The following is a 17,437-nucleotide window of genomic DNA, read 5'->3' on the forward strand; positions in this document are numbered from 1 at the left end:
CTTTTTTCTGCTTCCGATCGGTCTGTCCGGTTCACCCTTCTATCATAAGCGTTCGGCGGCGCGCCGAACAAGCCTTACCGACGCGCCGCCGGACGACGGATTCGCGGACTACAGCCCTAACGAAATATATTTGACTTCCAGATATTCTTCGATGCCGTAACGGCCGCCTTCCCGTCCGAGTCCGCTTTCCTTGAACCCGCCGAACGGAGCCTGCGCGGTCGACGGGAGCGGATCGTTCAGGCCGACAATGCCGAATTCCAGCCGTTCCGCGATCTTCACCGCTTCGCCGATCCGCTCGGTGAACACGTAGGCGGCCAGTCCGTACGGGCTGCGGTTCGCGCGCCGGATCGCTTCGTCGATCGTGCGGAACGTCGCGATCGGCGCGAGCGGGCCAAACGTCTCTTCGTTCATGCAGAGCATATCGTCGGTCGCGCCCGCGATCAGCGTCGGACGGACGAAATGCCCGCTGCCCGCCTGCTCGCCTTGTCCGCCTCCGACCAGCACGCGAGCGCCTTTGGCCCGGGCGTCTTCGATCTGCGCCAGCACTTTGTCGACGGCCGCGGCATTGATCAGCGGACCGATATCGACGCCTTCGTCGAGGCCGCTGCCGACTCGCAGCGCCGCCGTTTTGGCCGCGACCAATTCTTCGAACCGGGCCGCGACGCTCTCATGAACGTAGACCCGGTTCGTGCAGACGCAGGTCTGCCCGCCGTTGCGGAACTTGGACGCGATCATGCCGTCCGCGGCGCGTTCCAGATCGGCATGTTCCGTCACGATGAACGGCGCATGCCCGCCCAATTCCAACGACAGCTTTTTCATCGTGTCCGCCGCGCCTTTCATCAATTCTTTGCCGACCCGGGTCGATCCGGTAAAAGACAGCTTCCGCACTCTCGGATCTTGCTGCCAGACGCCGCCGATCTCGCCCGGGTTCCCCGTCACCATATTGACGACGCCGGCCGGAATTCCGGCTTCCTGCGCCAATTCGGCCAGCCGCAGCGCCGTGAACGGCGTTTCTTCGGACGGCTTGATCACCACCGTGCAGCCCGCGGCCAGCGCGGGCGCGGCTTTGCGCGTAATCATCGAAGCCGGGAAATTCCACGGCGTGATCATCGCGGCCACGCCGACCGGCTGCTTGATCACGAACAAGCGCTTATTCGACGACGAAGCGGGAATCGTCTCGCCGTACACCCGTTTGCCTTCTTCGGCATACCATTGAATGAAGCTGTTGGCGTAATCGATCTCGCCCGCCGCTTCGCGCAGCGGCTTGCCCTGCTCCAGCGTCATGATCCGCGCCAGTTCTTCGCGATGCTCGGCGATCAGCGCATGCCATCGGAGCAGCAGCTCGGCGCGCTGCGGCGCGGCCAGCGCCGCCCATTCGGGAAACGCGGCATCAGCCGCTTCCGCCGCCGCCCGCGCGTCTTCTTCCGTCGCGCGCGCCGCGTAACCGACGATTTCTCCGTTCGCCGGATTCCGTACTTCGATCTTCTCGGCGGTCTCGATCCATCTGCCGCCGATCAACAGTTTGCCTTGCATGCGTATGCGCCACCTTCCTGAGTCTGTCGGCCGCGAAGCCGCCCGTTCTGTCGAGATCCGGTCTCGAACGCGGCGAAGGGCGCTTCGCCGAACCGCTTCCTTGTTATTATACACCGTGCGACCGTGCGCCCAATCAATCGCCGGAATCGGAAGCGCGGCTTCCGGCGGCGCGGGGCGCTGCCTCGGACCGGCCGGATGCAGGCCCGCCGGACACTTCGAATTCCAGCGCGGACGCTTCCGGCGTCCGAACGGCGGACCAGACGGAATCCGCGTCCAGCAGCTCTTCCAGATGCAGGACGCCGCGCAGGTCGGGGCGCGAGGCCAGCATTTCGGCCGCGTAAGCCGCGACGCGGGCAGTGATATCCGATTGGCGGACGCCGCGAATCGTGCAGCAGGCTTTGGCCGGGCGGCCGTTTCGCAGGCCGTAGGCGTCTGCGCGAACGGCGAAGCGTTCGCTGCCGGCGTGCAGCGCGCCGGCCAGAGCGACGGAAGCCGAGCGCAGCGGCTTCCAGCGCAGCAGCCCGAAGACGCCGAGGCGGCGCAGCGCCGAAGCGGTTCGGGAGACGCCGCTCACGTCGAAGCCCATACGCGTGGAGATATCAACGATGCCCAATGTGCGGGGCAGCGTACATTGGTCGGAGAACGGGAAGCGATAGACGCGCTTGCGGCCGAGTTCGCCGCCGAAATCGGCGGTTCGCCCGTCGGTCATCGAGCGGACGCCGCGCGGCGATCGACTGCCCGGCGCGTCAAAACGAGCGCCCGGCGCGTCAAAACGAGCGCCCATCCCGTCGATCGTCCATTCGATCGCGGCGCGGCCGTGACTTTCGCCGAGTCCGAGCAGCAGCGAGATTTCGATTCGCTCCGTTCGCTCCAGCGCCGCGGACGCTTTGGCGGCCAACAGGTTGGTCAGCCCAGGCGCCAGACCGACGCTAAGCAAAGCGGCGGCGCGAGGATTCGGCACTTTCAATGCTTCGGCCTGATGCAGCAGATCGGCTTCGGCCGTGATATCGAGATATTGCGTGCCTTCTTCCAAACACCGGCGGATCAGCTCCGTGTTCGGCTGATCGAGGCACATGACGATCATGGCCGCGGCGGACAAATCGCAGTTTTCGGCGCTCGGACCGACCTCCCAATGCAGAGGCTTCACGGCGCCGCCCGTTTCTTCGGCAAAGCGCCGGGCCGCGTCCAGATTGCGTCCCGCCGCGTAGACCCGGCCGGGGAAACGTTCTGCCAGCAGCCGGCTTATCGTCCGGCCGACGCTTCCGTATCCGCCGATCACGACGATGTCCGTTTTGACGGAAGCGTTCGATTGCTCATGGTTCATTTCCCGTCACCTCCGTTTCGAAACGTCAACCATCCGTCGATCAGAAAAGCGCCGAAATAACGCTGCGGACGAACGAATCCGCATTCTTCGAGCAGGGATTCGACTTCCGCGGCCGGAATCGGGTCGGACTGCGGACCGAGCGAAGCCGCAAAGCGCCGCCAATCTTCTTCCGGGACGCCGCCGGCGCGCATATGCAGACGCCAAGCTTCCATCATCGTCGAATAGGCCGGCGAAGCGAGATCCGCGTTCAACGAAGCGATCAGCAGCGGCGCGCCCGGCTTCAGCCGCTCGGCGATCGCTCGCAGCATCTTCTTCTTGGCGTCCGTGCCTCTTACGAAATGCAGCACCAGCATGCAGGCCGCGCCGTCGTACGCGGTCGTGCCGAAGGATTCGCGCGTCTCCGTCTCGGCCGATGCGGGCGATAAAAAAGGCGCGCTACCGGTCTCGCGCTCTGCGGAATCGGAACTCGCCGGCTGCGCGGCTGCGCCCGTCCCGCTCTTCGCGCAAGCGAGCCGGACCGATCCGTGCGCCGCTGCATGGCCTTCGGCGGAACTTGATGAGGTGGGCAGCGGCTGCCGATCCGGGGGATCGAGTTCGCTTTGAACGAGCACAGTCCGGCTCTCGATGCCGGTACCGCGGATTCGCAGACGGGCCTGCTCCAGCATGACCGCCGACGGATCGATGCCGACAAAGCGCCAATCCGGTTCCGCCCGGCCGAACGTCTCCAACTCCTGTCCGCCTCCCGCTCCGACGATCAAGATGCGGGGGTTCCGATCTTCGGCTTCCTCGTCCGTATCTTCTTCTACTGCTTCGGCGCGCGCGTTCAGGGCGGCGCTCAGCAGACGCGCTCCCATCTCGTACAAATTCGCGTACCCCGGGATTTTGGCCGGAATCGAGGACGAATACGCAGCCGCCTGCGAACTTTCCCAGCGCGAATCCGGATTCGATCCGGCGTCGGACCCGACAATCGCGCCGGCCGATCCTCGCGCAGCCGAGCGGAGGATTCCCTGCCCTTCGAACTTATCGGATTCAGCTTTATATTTGGATTGATTTTGCATGATCGACCGCTCCTTTCCGGTTCGAGCAGCGATGCCGATCCGGCGACACGGACGCCGATCGCGGCGATATCGCCCGTTCGCGAGCGAAACGCCGCGCCGTTTCCGCCCGACGTTGAAAATGCAGGGTCGGATAACGGATAATGAAGTCGGCAGGCTCGAACTCGCTTTTCATTATTCCGAAGAAACGGCGGAGCGCCTATCCCAGAAATCAGGGAATTGCAAGGAGGAAGGTCATGGATCATACGATAAGCCGCCTATCGGGCAAGCTGCATCGGGTCGCGGAAAGGCATCCGTCCCCGCGCGCTTACCGCAGCGCCTGCCTGTCGCTGCTCGCGGACGCCGTACCGTTCGACGGCGCTTGTTTTACCGGCGTGGACGGCGATACCGGGCTGAGCACCGGCTCGGTAACCGACTCGGTCGTCGAAGCGATTCATCCCCGCCTGTTCGATTACGAATACCGCGGCGAAGATTATAACCGCTACGACGAGCTTGCGGCCGCGAAGCTTCCGGCCGCCGGCCTCGTACTGGCCTCGGGCGGCCGGCCCGAGCGGAGCGCCCGCTACCGCGATATTCTGTCGCCGGCCGGTTTCGGCGACGAACTGCGCGCCGCGCTGACGGCGCGCGGCCGGCGCTGCGGCCATCTGTCGCTGCTGCGCCGGCCCGATCGTCCTCCGTTCTCGGAGGACGAAGTGCGCCTCGTCGCGGCGCTGCTGCCGCAGATGGCCGCTTATCTGCGGCAGGCGTCGTTCCCCGGCGGCGACGAGCCGGAGAACGACGCCGGGCAGCCGCTTCCGCTGCCGCGCGAATCCGGCGTATTCGTGCTGTCGGACCGCCTGCGGCTGCTGGCCGCGAGTCCCTCGGCCGAAGGCTGGCTCGCCGTGCTGCGCGGCGCCGAGCAGATCGAACCGGACGTGATGCCGCGTCCGGTCCGCGCGGTCTGCACCCGCGCTTTGTCGCCGTCTCCGCAGGACGGCTCCTGCGCCGATCCGGCCGCACGGGTCTGCGTCCCCGTGCCCGGCGGGCGCTACGTCGGCATCCGCGCCAGCCGGATGGAGACCCCGTCCGGCGAAGTCCAGCTCGCCGTCACCGTCGAGCGCGCCAGACCGGCCGATATTTTGCCGGTGCTCGCCGAGACATTCGGTTTGACCGAGCGCGAGCGCGAAGTGGTCGACCGGATCGTTCAAGGCCTCTCCGGCAAAGAAGCGGCGCTGGCGCTGCATATGTCCGAATATACGCTTCAGGATCATCTGAAATCCGTGTTCCGCAAGACCGGGACCAAAAGCCGCCGCGAATTGGTCTGGCAGCTGTATTCGCGATTCAACTAGCTTCGGAATCGGCGGCGATTCATGCATTTTTCGATCAATGCTGCCTCGACCTTCCCGAATCAGCCAACTTCTTATCCTATCCAACTCAAAAAGCCGTTTGTTTCACGTCAGTGAAACAAACGGCTTCAACGTTTCAAGAAAGTGCAATCGTAGCTAGAAGCGAGACGGTGGAGAGAAGAATTCAGTGGAAGAGCGATAGCGTTCGCCTTTGAAATCGAGAAAATTCCGCTGAACATTCAATTCCTTTCTCGATTTCAACAAGCGACTGAAACGAATTCTTCTTGGAGCCGGCTCGCTTCACGCGCCTACGTGACTTTCGAGGGCAGCCTGAGCCGTTCGTTTCAAGTCAGTGAAACAAACGGCTTTTCTTTTCTCACCGCAAATACATCGCCGCCAGCTCCGCCGCCTTCCGATTCTTCGCTTCGATCTCCGCGCGCCGCGGCATCGGGCTCCACTGGGAAGTATCGTCGAGCCAAGTCTCCGGCAGTTCTTCGGGGCTTCTCGGTCCCCAACGCCGCAGCCATTCTTCCGGCAGGCACAGATGCGGATCGGCGTCGATCCGCTCGAGCAGCGGATGTTCGCTCATCTCCATCCACAGCAGCGCCCAAGCTCTCGGCACGACCCGCCAGATATCGTAGCCTCCGCCTCCGAGCGCCACCCAACGGCCGTCGCAATAATCGTGCGCCGCCTTATGCAGCATGCGCGGCATCTCGCGGTAGATCTTCATCGAACAGTGGACGTGTGCCATCGGATCGAGCGCGTGGGCATCGCAGCCGTGTTGGCTGACGATGATGTCCGGCTTCGCTTTGTTCAGCACGTCGCCCAGCACGTTGCCGAAACACTCCAACCAAGAATCGTCTTCGGTATAAGGTTCCATCGGCAGGTTGACCGTGCAGCCGAACCCTTCGCCTTCGCCCCGCTGCTCGACCAGCCCCGTACCGGGAAACAAATATTTGCCGGTCTCGTGGATCGAATACGTATAGACGCCGGGGTCGCTGTAGAACGACATTTCCACCCCGTCGCCGTGATGCACGTCCGTGTCGACGTACAGCACCCTCGCGCCGTATTTTTGCCGAATGTAAGAGATCGCGATCGAAGCGTCGTTGTAGACGCAGAAACCCGAACCGCGCTGCGGCATCGCGTGATGCAGCCCGCCCGCCAGATTGACGGCATGCCGGGTCTGGCCTTCCATAACCAGTTTCGCCGCTTCCACGGAAGCCGCCGCGACGATCTCCGCGCTTCGGTGCATGCCCGGAAAATACGGCGTGTCTTCGGTATCCAGTCCGTATTTATGCGCGTCGCCGATCGCTCCGTCGCTCGGACGGGGTTCGCTCAGCGCTTTGACCCGCTCGACGTATTCCGGCACATGCACCGCATGCAGCAGTTCTTCGTCCAGACTGTCCTTCACCGGCAGCACTTCCGCTTCCGTCGGGAAAGCTCCCGCCGTCCGCAGCAGATCCCGCGTCAACGTGATTCGGCGCTGATCGAACGGGTGATCCTGATGAAATACGTAATTCAGAAAGTTCGGATGAAACATATAAACGGCATCCCGCATGCTGCGGCTCCCTCCTTCCGGCTGTCGGTTTCTGTACGCATCCGTCAAACTAACCTACCTAATACATGAACCGCTGCCGGAAACGCAAACGATCGAACGCTTCAACCGACTCCTGCGGCACTTTTTTGCCGACCCGCACCATCAGACAGTTGGCCGGATGGCTGCAGATCTCCGGATCGTCCGTCGCGAACCAGACCATGTCCACGTTCTTCATCAGGTCTTCCATCATCTTGCGGTAATCCCAGACGCTGAGCTTCGTGCTCTCCAGATCCCAATGCCAATAATATTCCGTCGTGAATACGATGACGTTGTCGAGCTGCCCGCCGCGAAACGCGATCTCGAGCAGTTTTTTGCTGATCCCTCGGCCTCTGTAATCGTTTGCAACTTCGATCGCGCCGAGTTCGACCAGATCGTCCATCTTCCCTTCCGACCAGCGTTCGTACTCGTCGGGATAATGGAACGTCACGTAACCGACCACGATATCGCCCGAAGTCGCCGCCACGATCCGTCCTTCCGGCAGCTCCGCGATTTCGACCAGAGCTTCGTGCTGTTCGTTCGGACGGCGAAAAGCGTCGAGCTGCGGATGCAGCGTCATCTTTTTCAACCGCTCCGGCGGAATCGGCCCTTGTACGACCAACGGTTCTTCCGAGCTTCCGATCGTGTTTTCGCAGAAAAGTTTGATATGCTCCATGCGGCCTCCTTTCGCCCGGACGGCAAACGTCGAACCGGACTCTCCGCAACCGTAAGGCGGATCGGCGCCCGGCTTATTCCTTATTCTGGTTTTATCATAGCGTGTTTGCTTCGCGAACGCCATCTCCGCCGCAAAGGATGACAACGCGGGCGCAAGCGGCTATACTCGTATACGAGAAATCAAGCAAAACTTGCAAGCAAAAGACCAGCCGAGACGAGAAGAGAAAGGTGAGCGGAGAATATGGGACAAGTAAAGATTTACGGCGTCGGGGAAATATTGAACGCCAACAAAAAAAGGCTGTCGGAGATCGTGCATTCGTGCATGACGGACGCGCTGAAGCTGCCTGCCGAGAAAAAGTTTCATCGCTTTTTCCCGATGGACCGCGAAGATTTCGTGTTTCCGGACGATCGTTCCGAAGCTTACACGATTATCGAGATCAGCCTGTTCGAAGGACGTTCCGCGGAAAGCAAAAAGAAATTGATCGAACTGCTGTTCAAGCGCGCGTCCGAAGACTTGGGTCTGCACCCGAACGATCTGGAGATCGCGATCTTCGAGACCCCCGCATCCGACTGGGGCATACGCGGCGTGCCGGGCGACGAATTGAAGCTGAATTACCGCGTCAACGTGTAAATTTATTTTGCCTGCGATTGTGTTATAATACAGAAAATTCGATGCATGCCCGGAAACGTTAGGGAACCGAGATCTGCGCCGTTCTTCGCTTCGGAGATCGGCGCGCTCTTGCGCATCGCGGCTTTATCGTTTACCGTTTTACTTGTAAGCGCTACATTTGTAAGGATTGTAAGAAAGCTTGCTTGGCAGCAACCCTTATTCTCTTGGCGACTGGAGGCTCTTATGGAAAAGGACACGGTAGAAATCATTGGCGTCGAAACGCAAACGTCCAATCTGGGCGACTACGAAGAGGCCCGGCGCGCGTTCGATTGGGCGGACGAAGAGAAGCGTTTCAGTTGGCACGAGACGGGCCGGATCAATCTGGCGTACGAAGCGATCGACCGGCATGCGAAGGAAGGCTTGGGCGACAAAATCGCCCTGCATTACAGCGACCCGCAGCGCAGCGAATCGTATACGTTCGAGCAATTGCGGCAGGAATCGAACCGGGCCGCCAACATGCTGCGAAGCCTCGGCATCGGCAAAGGCGACCGCGTGTTCATCTTCATGCCGCGCACGCCGGAACTGTATTTCGCCCTGCTCGGCATCATCAAGATCGGCGCGATCGCCGGTCCTCTGTTCGAAGCGTTCATGGAAACGGCCGTGCGAGACCGCCTGCAGGACAGCGGCGCGGTCGCGATCATCACCACGCCGAAGCTGGCCGAACGCGTGCCCGCGCACGAGCTGCCGGAGCTGAAGCATGTGATTCTGGTCGATTCGTCGACGACCGGCGAGACGGCCGAAGACCGCAGCATGCTGCCGGAAGATTCGCCTTTTGCCGACTTCAATAAGCTGATGCGCGAAGCTTCGACGGAAGCCGAGATCGAATGGGTCGACCGCGAAGACGGACTGATCCTGCATTACACGTCGGGTTCGACCGGCAAACCCAAAGGCGTCTACCATGTGCACGGCGCGATGGTGCAGCATGCTTATACCGGAAGGATCGTGCTCGATCTGCGTCCGGACGACGTCTATTGGTGCACGGCCGACCCCGGTTGGGTAACGGGAACTTCGTACGGCATCTTCGCTCCGTGGCTGAACGGCGTCACCAACGTGATCCGCGGCGGCCGTTTCAGTCCGCAGGATTGGTACGAGACGCTTCAGCGCTATAAAGTCACGGTCTGGTACAGCGCGCCGACCGCTTTCCGCATGCTGATGGGCGCGGGCGACGAAGCCGTCAAAGATTACGACCTGTCTTCGCTGCGCCATGTGCTGAGCGTCGGCGAACCGCTGAACCCCGAAGTCATCCGTTGGGGACACCGGGTCTATCAGCGGCGTATCCACGATACGTGGTGGATGACCGAGACGGGCGCGCAGCTCATCTGCAACTATCCGTCGATGGATATCCGGCCGGGTTCGATGGGCAAACCGATTCCGGGCGTCGAAGCGGCGATCATCGACGATCAAGGCAAGGTACTGCCGCCGCTGCGGATGGGCAATCTGGCGATCCGTACGCCGTGGCCGTCCATGATGCGCAAGATCTGGAACAACCCCGCCAAGTTCGAAGAATACACGCGGATCGAAGGTTGGTATATCTCCGGCGACTCCGCTTATATGGACGAAGACGGCTATTTCTGGTTCCAAGGCCGGATCGACGACGTCATCAATACGTCCGGCGAGCGCGTCGGCCCGTTCGAAGTGGAGAGCAAACTGGTCGAGCATCCGGCCGTGGCCGAAGCCGGCGTGATCGGCAAGCCCGATCCGGTGCGCGGCGAAGTGATCAAAGCGTTCATTTCGCTGCGCGAAGGCTACGAAGCGACGGACGAACTCAAAGCGGAGATCACCAAGTTCGTCAAAGAAGGCTTGTCCGCCCATGCCGCCCCGCGCGAGATCGAATTCAAGGATAAACTGCCGAAGACCCGAAGCGGCAAGATCATGCGGCGCGTGCTGAAGGCTTGGGAACTTAAGCTTCCGGCCGGAGATTTGTCGACGATCGAAGATTGACCGGAAAAGATCGCGGCGTCGCCCTATCATACATGAGAAACAGCCCGTTCTGCCGACCCGGCGGACGGGCTGTTTCGTTTGCATAACGGCATATTCGCGCGGTTCGACCCATCTTATCTGTTTCCGATATGGAATATGATTTTATTTTTTACTTTTTATGTTTCTAAGAAAAACCTTTTGTTTATTAAAGCACTAAAATACATAGTTTCGGGAGGAATGTCCAATTGAATAGGTTAGAAAAAAAGACGCTGCTGAGCCTCGTTACGGTCTCCTTGGCCCTGCCGCTGCTGCTTGCTCCGCTGCCGCCGGCCTTGTCCGTCGGAATCGCGCATGCGGCAGGCGAAGCTCCCGCTTCGCCCGACGATCCCGCCCGTAAACAGCTTCTGTACGAAATTTCGATATTCGAACGTGCGTCCGTCAGCATGTCTCCGTCTTCGATGTGGGGATCGTTAAGCGATGATTATCAAATGAAATATGCGGACCGGATCATCTCCGAGACGACCTCGATCGCGCAAAGCGCGAACTCCACGCCTTCGCAGTTGTCCCGCGCTCTCAAATACGTCCAGTTTTCCCTCGACGATTATATCGAAAAAGGCAACCCCGACACTTGGTACATCCTTCATAAAATACTCACCTATCTCTACATGCATTTCCCTGTAAGCGACGCGCCCGGCGGATATTCGCAAGCAAAACTCGATGTTTATATTCAGCAAAACGAAGCCCTTCTGGCCAGAGTCAATGCCGGGGAAAACCGCGATGCCATTTTCAAGGAATATATCATCGGAGCCGAAGAATTTTACGCTCATCCGAATCCGTAGACGAACAGACGAACAGACGAATCGCATGGTCTACGCACCTTCGATTTTTATTCGATTAGGAGGGGAATTTATTGAACGTTTCGGTCCGCAAAAAATCCGGCCGGTTGGCCGTTTCGCTGCTCGCCGTCCTGCTGCTTTTCGGCTCTCTCGCCGCCGCCGCGCCGCGAAGTCTTCCGTCCGTTTCCGCCGAATCTTCCGAGATTCGTCCGCCGTCCGGAATCGGATTGGACGACGAGAACCGTTCGCTGCTGCTCAAGCAAGCCAGAGCCATGTATGCGTTCAACGAATTTTACAAAAACGGCTACGATTACGAACCTTATTATCCCGTATTCAAGCAGGACAGCCTCGACGCGTTCGACGCCGCCTTCGATCCGGCCGCGACCCGCGAAGAGCTGACGGCCGCTTTGCAGAAGTTCGACGGCTTCCCTTCGATCGATTTGTATATCGGCAACGGGGATTACGGCATCGACGACACCTTGTTCGAAATGGAATTGCAGCTTCATCTGTATCTCGAATTCGGCAGCGAACCGGGACAATGGAGCGAAGCGGATGCCGAATACGCCATGAACGAGATCGCGCTGATGCGGGATCGGATCTACGCGCTGACCGCCGATTCGCGTTGGGAGCCTGAGACTTGGGAGATCTTCTGGAAATATCTCAACTTCAGAGCCGATCTCGAAGACCGCCGCAGCGGACGGAAAGAGATCTTCGCGCAGACGTTCCAATATCGGACCGACGTGCTGAACCGCCTTACCGCCGGCACGCTGACAGAAGCGCAGACGGCCGGGTTCGACGATGCCGTTTCGCGCTTGGAGGCCGTGCTCGCGACTTCCGGCGATCAAGAGGCGGTCGTATCCGCGTTCGCGCAGGTCAAGTCCGCTTACGAGACGCTGCCGACCTCCGGCAATCCGCAGGCCGTTTTGGCCGCCGAGCTCGAAGCCGCGCGCAAACTGCTCGATCTGCCCAAAGGCATCCGTTCCGGCCAGTATCCGGCTTCCGCTTTCGGCGATCTGCGCCGGGCGATCAACGAAGCGAATCTGGTGGTGAAGCGCGGCAGCACGCCGAGCGAACTCGTGCAGGCTAGGAGCAAGCTGGCCGCGGCCGTCGCGGAATTCCATAGCCGGAAAAAGCCTTGAATAGTTCGGCGGTTGCAAACGGATCTTCGCGCGGAATCGCCAAACAAAGCCCGAACCCGCAGCTATGCGGATTCGGGCTTTTCGTATGGTCGGCTGACTTTCCTTTTCAGCGTAGATAAGTTTCTTTTTCCGCTTGCTGTCTCCGACAGAAAATCAGTCCCGTTTGGCGAACTTCGACAGCAGCTTCAGCACTTCCAAGTACAGCCAGACCAGCGTCACCATCAAGCCGAATGCGCCGTACCATTCCATGAACTTCGGAGCGCCGGAGCGCGTGCCCTGCTCGATGAAGTCGAAATCCAGCAGCAGGTTCAGCGCCGCGATCACGACCACGAACAAACTGATGCCGATCCCGATCAGACCGGATTCGTGAATGAACGGCACGTTCACTCCGAAAAAGCCCAAGACGAAATCGAACAGATACACCAGCATGATCGACAGCGTCGCCATGATGATTCCGGTCCGGAATCCCGGCGTGACTTTCACGATTCTCGTCACGTAGAGCAGCAGCATCGCGAATAACGTCCCGACCGTGATCAGCACCGCGTTCAGCGCGATACCCGGATATTCCAGATCGAACGCCGCCGAGATCGCGCCGAGCGCCAGACCTTCGAAGATCGCGTACAGCGGAGCGGTAATAAACGCGATCTTCGGCACGAAACTCGTGACCAGCGCCGCGATCAATCCTAATACCACGCCCGCGATCATGATGCCGTACACGTCCTGCCCTTGATCGAACCGGTACCACGTATACGCCGCGCCTCCGATCAACAATAGCAGCAGGATAAACGTTTTATGCACCGTGCCGCCGAGCGACATCGCTCCCGAACCGATCAGGTCTTCTCGCGCGCGGTCGAACATTTTTTTGCCGAATACCGGGTTTCTCGATTCCATCTGTACCATCCTCTTTTTCGTAATGAACAGCTGCCTTCTCTGTCTCCTTATACGTCAAAAGAAGCATAAGGTAACAGAACTTGGGCTTGAACTCGGCAAAAAAGCGCGGCAGCCGGGTTTTGCCCTTTCTGCCGCGCCGCTGTTTGTGCCCGAACGGCCTCGTCTGCGAAGACCGAACCGTCCGTCTTACCCTGCGAATCCGCGATCCCGAGCATACACGCCCATCGCTTCGCTCATGAACTTCGCCAAGCCTTCGCCATATTTATCGATATTTTGCGTAAACCGTTCGTCCTGCGCGTACATCCGGCCGAGTCCGGCGAACGCTTCGTACGAATACGTGCCGAAATTGCGCAGGAAATCGTACCAGTCGCCGATCAGCGTCTGCGCTTTCGGCGAAGCCGGATCTTCGCGGCGCGCTTCGGCCAAAGCCTGCATCCGCCGATCCCATTCCTGCTGCAATTCCGCCTGAAGTTCGGGCGTTCCGGTTCGGCTTGCCAGCTTGCGCTTCGATTCGTCGATCGCGGCGTCGCCCCATCGTTCTCTCGCTTCCTGTTCGTACGGGTTATTCGTAAAATCGAGTCCTTCGAATCGTTGTTCGTTCGTCATTTCGATCTCTCCTTTGGCATGCAAAAGACTTCGGTCGATATTGGCGATCATGCGGCGCGTATGTTCCATCTTCTCTTGCAGCATCCTCCGCTGAAGTTCCAGAGCTTCCAACCGGTCGAACTCGGGATGATCCAGCATCCGGCCGATCTCCTTGAGCGGAAATCCAAGCTCCCGGAAAAACAAAATCTGCTGAAGCCGTTCCAGATCGCGGTCGGCATACAGCCGATAGCCCGCTTTCGATACGGTTTCCGGTCTGAGCAGGCCGATTTCGTCGTAATGATGCAGCGTGCGGATACTGACCCCCGCAAGCTTCGATGCTTCTTTGACTCTAAACCCCAAGATCGTCTCCCTCCTTTCTGCTCTGCTTCGAGCATAAATCATCACGTAACGTGAGGGTCAAGCGCTTTTTCGTCGGAATTTTCGGTAACGCAAAAAGCTGTCCGTTCGCGCGGTACACTCGCGCGAACGGACAGCCCGAAAATCGAAAAGCAGCGGGACGGCGGCAAGAACTGTCATGCGAAGCGGTTCGATCGGGTCGAAACGGCCGAACGGACACGTTTTTCGCTAAATCGCTGCTGCCCTTGCCGATCGCCTCTCCGTGTTCCGCGACCGCACGGCGGTCGCCGAATCGGCGCGGCGCCGGTTATCCCCGCGTAAGCTCGGCGATCAGCGGATAATGGTCGGACGGATATTTGCCGCCGAAGTCGCGGCGATCGATCTCCGCGCGGCGTACGCGAAGCGGCGCGGCCGCAAAGATATAATCGATCGGCTCGCCTTCGATTCCGCCTCGGAAATCGTGGAAGGTGCGTCCCGATTCGCCTTCCAGCTCGGTATACGCATCCTGCAAGTCCGGCACGGGCCCCTGCTCCGGCAGCTCGCCGCGCAGATAACGCAGCGGCGCGTCGGACGGTTCGCCGTTCATATCGCCCATCAATACGGCCGCGCTGTCCGGATGCTCCGCCGCATGCCGGAGCATCTTCGAAGCGACAAGCTTGGCTCCTTCGATCCGCGCGCGCTCGCCGATATGATCCAGATGAGTATTGTAGACGCGCAGTTCTTCGCCCGATTCCAGATCGCGGAAACGTCCCCATGTGCAGATCCGCGGATAATCGCTGTCCCAACCGAGCGAAGCGACCGCCTCCGGCGTTTCCGACAGCCAGAACTGTCCTTCTTCCACCACTTCGAACTGATCCTGCCGATAGAAAATCGCGCAGTATTCGTCTTCGATTCCCCCGCGGCGGCCTTCGCCGATCCGGCCGTAATGCGGCAGGTCCGGCTGAAGTTCTTCCAACATCAGCAGATAAGCTTCCTGTACCCCCACGATCGACGGCGCGTGAGCCGCGATGGTCTCCGCCGCCCACGGCGCGCGCTGCGCCCATTCGTTGCCGGCATCATATGCCGTATACGTCCGCAGATTAAAAGTCATGACTTTCAAGATTTGTTCGTTCCCCGACGATTCCGTTCCTGCCTGTCGACTCATGTTTCCGTCCCCCCGAATAATGGTTATCCAAATGATCGAAACGTTTCTACGATGTTATGATACCCCTTTCAATTCGTTTTGGCGAGTTTCTTTTTGCGCTTTTCCGAGCCGACCCATATATAATAACTTGCCCAAAACAGTACTAGAAATACCGGCACAACCCAGCCGCGATAAGGGTTTGGAAGGAAGATCATCCCGAGTATCCCGAGCGGCAGCACGATCGCGACCAAGATGCCCCATTTTTTCTTGTCCAAGTTTTCAGTCATAGAAAAACCTCCTTCTTATTTCCATTTTAACTCATTCGGAATACGCACGCAAAAAAGACGAAAGTCCGTTGTTTGCGAACGTTTCGTCTTTTTCTTTTCTTGAGCGAATAAATCGCGCGGGCTTCCGATCAGTCTTCTCGCAGCCGCCCGCTTTCCAGCCGAAGCACGCGGTCGCAGTACGGCAGAATCCGTTCGTCGTGCGTCACGATCACGCCCGCTTTGCCTTCGGCTTTGACCCGCTCGGCGAGCAGGCGGGTCACGTCGCGCCCGCGATCGGCGTCGAGGCTCGCCGTCGGTTCGTCGGCCAAGATGACCGACGGATCGTTCATCAGCGCCCGCGCCACGGCGACGCGCTGGCGTTCGCCTCCGGAGAGCTTATCCGGGTAATGACGGCGGCGCGCCGTCAGACCGAGCCGCTCTAACAGCTCGTCCGCCCGGCGGGCGGCCTGCTGCTTATCCGCTCGGCCCAGCTTCGCCACGAAGCGAAGCTGTTCTTCCACCTTCAGGTAGGGCAGCAGATTGGCCCCTTGGAAGATAAAACCGATCTCGTGCAGGCGAAGATCGGCCAGTTCGCGCGCGTTCAGGCCGGCCAGGCTGCGGCCGCCGATCTGCACTTCGCCGCTGCTCGGCGTCAGCAGCGCTCCGGCGATCGACAAGAACGTGCTCTTGCCCGAGCCCGACGGGCCGACCACGGCTACCAATTCGCCGGCCGAGACGGTGCAGGACAGACCGTCCAGCACGTTCAGCACGGATTCGCCGTCGCCGTATTGATGCGCCACGCCGCTCAGGCGCAGTTTGGCCTGCGCAGGCTGCGCGGGCGTTCCCGCGCCGGTCCGCTGCTGCTTCGCGGAAGCCGAAGTTACGGCCGCCGCGTCTTTCGTTTGCTTCTGCATCGTGTTCGTACTCATGCTCCAGCCCTCCCAATCGCGTCGAGCGCGTCCGTTTTGGCGACTTTGACGACAGAGACCAATCCGCCGATCAGCGCGACGGCCAAGAACAATCCGCAGCTCAGCAGGATCGTATCTCCGCCGAGCGAGAACGGCATCGCGGCCGGAAGCATCGCTTTCATGACCAGCACCAGCGCCACGCCGACGGCCAGGCTGCCGATCGACAAGACGAGTATCTGCGCGACGACGCTGCCCGCCAGATAACGGGTCTTCGCTCCGATCGCTTTGAGGATGCCGAATTGGCCGGTCTTCTGAATAGTGATGACGTAGAAGAACACGGCCAGCACGAACGCCGAGATCACGTACAGGAACGCGATCATCATCAGCAGCGAAGACTGCTCGGCTTTGTGGCCCGGAATCGCCATGATCGCCTGCGATTTGGAGATGACGCTCGCGTCCGTAAGCGAAGCGTTCAACTGCTTGACTTGATCGCCGTCGACCCGCAGCGCGATCGCGTTATACGACGTGTCTTGCTCGCCGCCGCGCGCCTCCATCAGTTCCGAACGGTAAGCCGCCCAATCGGCGTCGTTCATCCACAGCGCCGGCATATGGCTGTAAGATTGATTCTCCGTATATCCGGCGATCGTCCATTCCATGCCGGTCGCGGTGTCGACGATCGTGTCGCCGATCGCCACGCCGGATTCGGCCAGATTGCGGTCGGCCAAGACCCGGCCTTTGCCCGAATCCGTCAGCGTATCGCCTTCGACCGCTTTCGGCACGACCCAACCGTCCGCTCGAACGCCGAACAGCGCAATATCGATCTTGCTGTCGGAGTCTTTCTTGGTTACGGTCGTCATCTGCACGCCGAGCGGTTCCGACCCTTCGGTTCCGGCGACGGCCCTCGCTTCTTCGATCTGCTTGCTGTTGAGCGAAGAACGCGCGAAGCGGTCGTCGGAGTCTTTCTGAACGACGAAATGATCAGCCGGCATATTGCGGACCGCCGACGAAGTCGCGTTGCCGAGCCCGTTGGCAAGTCCGGTCACGAACAAGACCAAGAACGATACCAGCAGCATGATGGTCACGATCAGCACGTAACGGGTTCGGGAAAAGCGTATTTCTCGAAGCGCCAAAAACATAAATGTTCTCCCTCCAGTTCATCGACCGGGGCGAGCCGTTCGGCCTGCCGAATCCGTCTGCCCGAGTCGCGGTTCTCTCGATCCGTGCCCTTAGTCTAGTCCCGGAAAATGAACGGAGTAT

Annotated in this window: 16 protein-coding genes; 5 read left to right on the forward strand and 11 right to left on the reverse strand. The window is 60.0% G+C overall.

Annotation, left to right across the window (positions count from 1 at the left end):
• Positions 1–108: 108 nt before the first annotated feature.
• The 3 genes from CDO73_RS07015 to CDO73_RS07025 all read right to left on the reverse strand — a co-directional run bounded on the left by CDO73_RS07015 (position 109) and on the right by CDO73_RS07025 (position 3,915).
• The gene (locus CDO73_RS07015; protein ID WP_088487803.1) at positions 109–1,533 is read right to left on the reverse strand and encodes an NAD-dependent succinate-semialdehyde dehydrogenase; all 1,425 of its coding nucleotides are present in this window, start codon (positions 1,531–1,533) and stop codon (positions 109–111) included.
• A gap of 133 nt (positions 1,534–1,666) precedes the next feature.
• The gene (locus CDO73_RS07020; protein ID WP_088487804.1) at positions 1,667–2,857 is read right to left on the reverse strand and encodes a saccharopine dehydrogenase NADP-binding domain-containing protein; all 1,191 of its coding nucleotides are present in this window, start codon (positions 2,855–2,857) and stop codon (positions 1,667–1,669) included.
• Positions 2,854–3,915: a class I SAM-dependent methyltransferase gene (locus CDO73_RS07025; protein WP_088487805.1), complete on the reverse strand. Its 1,062-nt coding sequence runs from the start codon at positions 3,913–3,915 to the stop codon at positions 2,854–2,856. Before CDO73_RS07025 ends, CDO73_RS07020 begins: the two co-directional genes overlap by 4 nt.
• Positions 3,916–4,148: 233 nt before the next feature.
• Between CDO73_RS07025 and CDO73_RS07030 the strand changes: the two genes are divergently transcribed.
• Complete coding sequence (locus CDO73_RS07030) at positions 4,149–5,240, forward strand: helix-turn-helix transcriptional regulator (RefSeq protein WP_088487806.1); 1,092 nt, start codon at positions 4,149–4,151, stop codon at positions 5,238–5,240.
• Positions 5,241–5,613: 373 nt separating this feature from the next.
• On the opposite strand, the gene CDO73_RS07035 is transcribed toward CDO73_RS07030, so the two are convergent.
• Together CDO73_RS07035 and CDO73_RS07040 are read right to left on the reverse strand one after the other, a co-directional pair.
• Positions 5,614–6,795, reverse strand: a complete 1,182-nt coding sequence (locus CDO73_RS07035; RefSeq protein ID WP_088487807.1) for an acetoin utilization protein AcuC — start codon at positions 6,793–6,795, stop codon at positions 5,614–5,616.
• Positions 6,796–6,853: 58 nt separating this feature from the next.
• A complete protein-coding gene (locus CDO73_RS07040; RefSeq protein ID WP_088487808.1) occupies positions 6,854–7,486 on the reverse strand; it encodes a GNAT family N-acetyltransferase in 633 nt (210 codons plus the stop codon).
• Between the two features lie 240 nt (positions 7,487–7,726).
• Here CDO73_RS07040 and CDO73_RS07045 point away from each other — a divergent pair, with 240 nt between their 5' ends.
• The 4 genes from CDO73_RS07045 to CDO73_RS07060 all read left to right on the forward strand — a co-directional run bounded on the left by CDO73_RS07045 (position 7,727) and on the right by CDO73_RS07060 (position 12,050).
• Positions 7,727–8,116: a tautomerase family protein gene (locus CDO73_RS07045; protein ID WP_088487809.1), complete on the forward strand. Its 390-nt coding sequence runs from the start codon at positions 7,727–7,729 to the stop codon at positions 8,114–8,116.
• A 222-nt stretch (positions 8,117–8,338) separates the two neighbouring features.
• Positions 8,339–10,096 (forward strand): acetate--CoA ligase, encoded by a 1,758-nt coding sequence (gene acsA / locus CDO73_RS07050; protein ID WP_088487810.1) that lies wholly within the window; start codon positions 8,339–8,341, stop codon positions 10,094–10,096.
• A gap of 224 nt (positions 10,097–10,320) precedes the next feature.
• Complete coding sequence (locus tag CDO73_RS07055; RefSeq protein ID WP_088487811.1) at positions 10,321–10,914, forward strand: hypothetical protein; 594 nt, start codon at positions 10,321–10,323, stop codon at positions 10,912–10,914.
• Between the two features lie 71 nt (positions 10,915–10,985).
• Positions 10,986–12,050, forward strand: a complete 1,065-nt coding sequence (locus tag CDO73_RS07060; protein WP_088487812.1) for a hypothetical protein — start codon at positions 10,986–10,988, stop codon at positions 12,048–12,050.
• A 153-nt stretch (positions 12,051–12,203) separates the two neighbouring features.
• Here the strand turns inward: CDO73_RS07060 and CDO73_RS07065 are convergent, their stop codons facing one another.
• From CDO73_RS07065 to CDO73_RS07090, 6 genes are all read right to left on the reverse strand, one after another.
• Positions 12,204–12,941: a Bax inhibitor-1/YccA family protein gene (locus tag CDO73_RS07065; RefSeq protein WP_088487897.1), complete on the reverse strand. Its 738-nt coding sequence runs from the start codon at positions 12,939–12,941 to the stop codon at positions 12,204–12,206.
• A 186-nt stretch (positions 12,942–13,127) separates the two neighbouring features.
• Positions 13,128–13,886, reverse strand: a complete 759-nt coding sequence (locus CDO73_RS07070; RefSeq protein ID WP_088487813.1) for a MerR family transcriptional regulator — start codon at positions 13,884–13,886, stop codon at positions 13,128–13,130.
• Between the two features lie 304 nt (positions 13,887–14,190).
• Positions 14,191–15,027 (reverse strand): endonuclease/exonuclease/phosphatase family protein, encoded by an 837-nt coding sequence (locus CDO73_RS07075; RefSeq protein WP_088487814.1) that lies wholly within the window; start codon positions 15,025–15,027, stop codon positions 14,191–14,193.
• Between the two features lie 68 nt (positions 15,028–15,095).
• Positions 15,096–15,293 carry a hypothetical protein gene (locus CDO73_RS07080; protein ID WP_088487815.1) on the reverse strand — a complete coding sequence of 66 codons (198 nt, stop codon included), beginning with the start codon at positions 15,291–15,293 and terminating at the stop codon, positions 15,096–15,098.
• Positions 15,294–15,421: 128 nt separating this feature from the next.
• Positions 15,422–16,201 carry an ABC transporter ATP-binding protein gene (locus tag CDO73_RS07085; protein WP_256972597.1) on the reverse strand — a complete coding sequence of 260 codons (780 nt, stop codon included), beginning with the start codon at positions 16,199–16,201 and terminating at the stop codon, positions 15,422–15,424.
• A complete protein-coding gene (locus tag CDO73_RS07090; protein ID WP_088487816.1) occupies positions 16,198–17,316 on the reverse strand; it encodes an ABC transporter permease in 1,119 nt (372 codons plus the stop codon). Before CDO73_RS07090 ends, CDO73_RS07085 begins: the two co-directional genes overlap by 4 nt.
• Positions 17,317–17,437 lie beyond the last annotated feature (121 nt).

Origin of the sequence: Saccharibacillus sp. O23, from assembly GCF_002205895.1 — a bacterium.
In the GTDB taxonomy this organism is placed as follows: Bacteria; Bacillota; Bacilli; order Paenibacillales; family Paenibacillaceae; genus Saccharibacillus.

Coding starts and splice junctions, on each gene's coding strand:
- CDO73_RS07015 (WP_088487803.1), bottom strand. CDS start 1,533: ATGCAAGGCAAACTGTTGATCGGCGGCAGATGGATCGAGACCGCCGAG.
- CDO73_RS07020 (WP_088487804.1), bottom strand. CDS start 2,857: ATGAACCATGAGCAATCGAACGCTTCCGTCAAAACGGACATCGTCGTG.
- CDO73_RS07025 (WP_088487805.1), bottom strand. CDS start 3,915: ATGCAAAATCAATCCAAATATAAAGCTGAATCCGATAAGTTCGAAGGG.
- CDO73_RS07030 (WP_088487806.1), top strand. CDS start 4,149: ATGGATCATACGATAAGCCGCCTATCGGGCAAGCTGCATCGGGTCGCG.
- CDO73_RS07035 (WP_088487807.1), bottom strand. CDS start 6,795: ATGCGGGATGCCGTTTATATGTTTCATCCGAACTTTCTGAATTACGTA.
- CDO73_RS07040 (WP_088487808.1), bottom strand. CDS start 7,486: ATGGAGCATATCAAACTTTTCTGCGAAAACACGATCGGAAGCTCGGAA.
- CDO73_RS07045 (WP_088487809.1), top strand. CDS start 7,727: ATGGGACAAGTAAAGATTTACGGCGTCGGGGAAATATTGAACGCCAAC.
- acsA (WP_088487810.1), top strand. CDS start 8,339: ATGGAAAAGGACACGGTAGAAATCATTGGCGTCGAAACGCAAACGTCC.
- CDO73_RS07065 (WP_088487897.1), bottom strand. CDS start 12,941: ATGGAATCGAGAAACCCGGTATTCGGCAAAAAAATGTTCGACCGCGCG.
- CDO73_RS07075 (WP_088487814.1), bottom strand. CDS start 15,027: ATGAGTCGACAGGCAGGAACGGAATCGTCGGGGAACGAACAAATCTTG.
- CDO73_RS07080 (WP_088487815.1), bottom strand. CDS start 15,293: ATGACTGAAAACTTGGACAAGAAAAAATGGGGCATCTTGGTCGCGATC.
- CDO73_RS07085 (WP_256972597.1), bottom strand. CDS start 16,201: ATGAGTACGAACACGATGCAGAAGCAAACGAAAGACGCGGCGGCCGTA.
- CDO73_RS07090 (WP_088487816.1), bottom strand. CDS start 17,316: ATGTTTTTGGCGCTTCGAGAAATACGCTTTTCCCGAACCCGTTACGTG.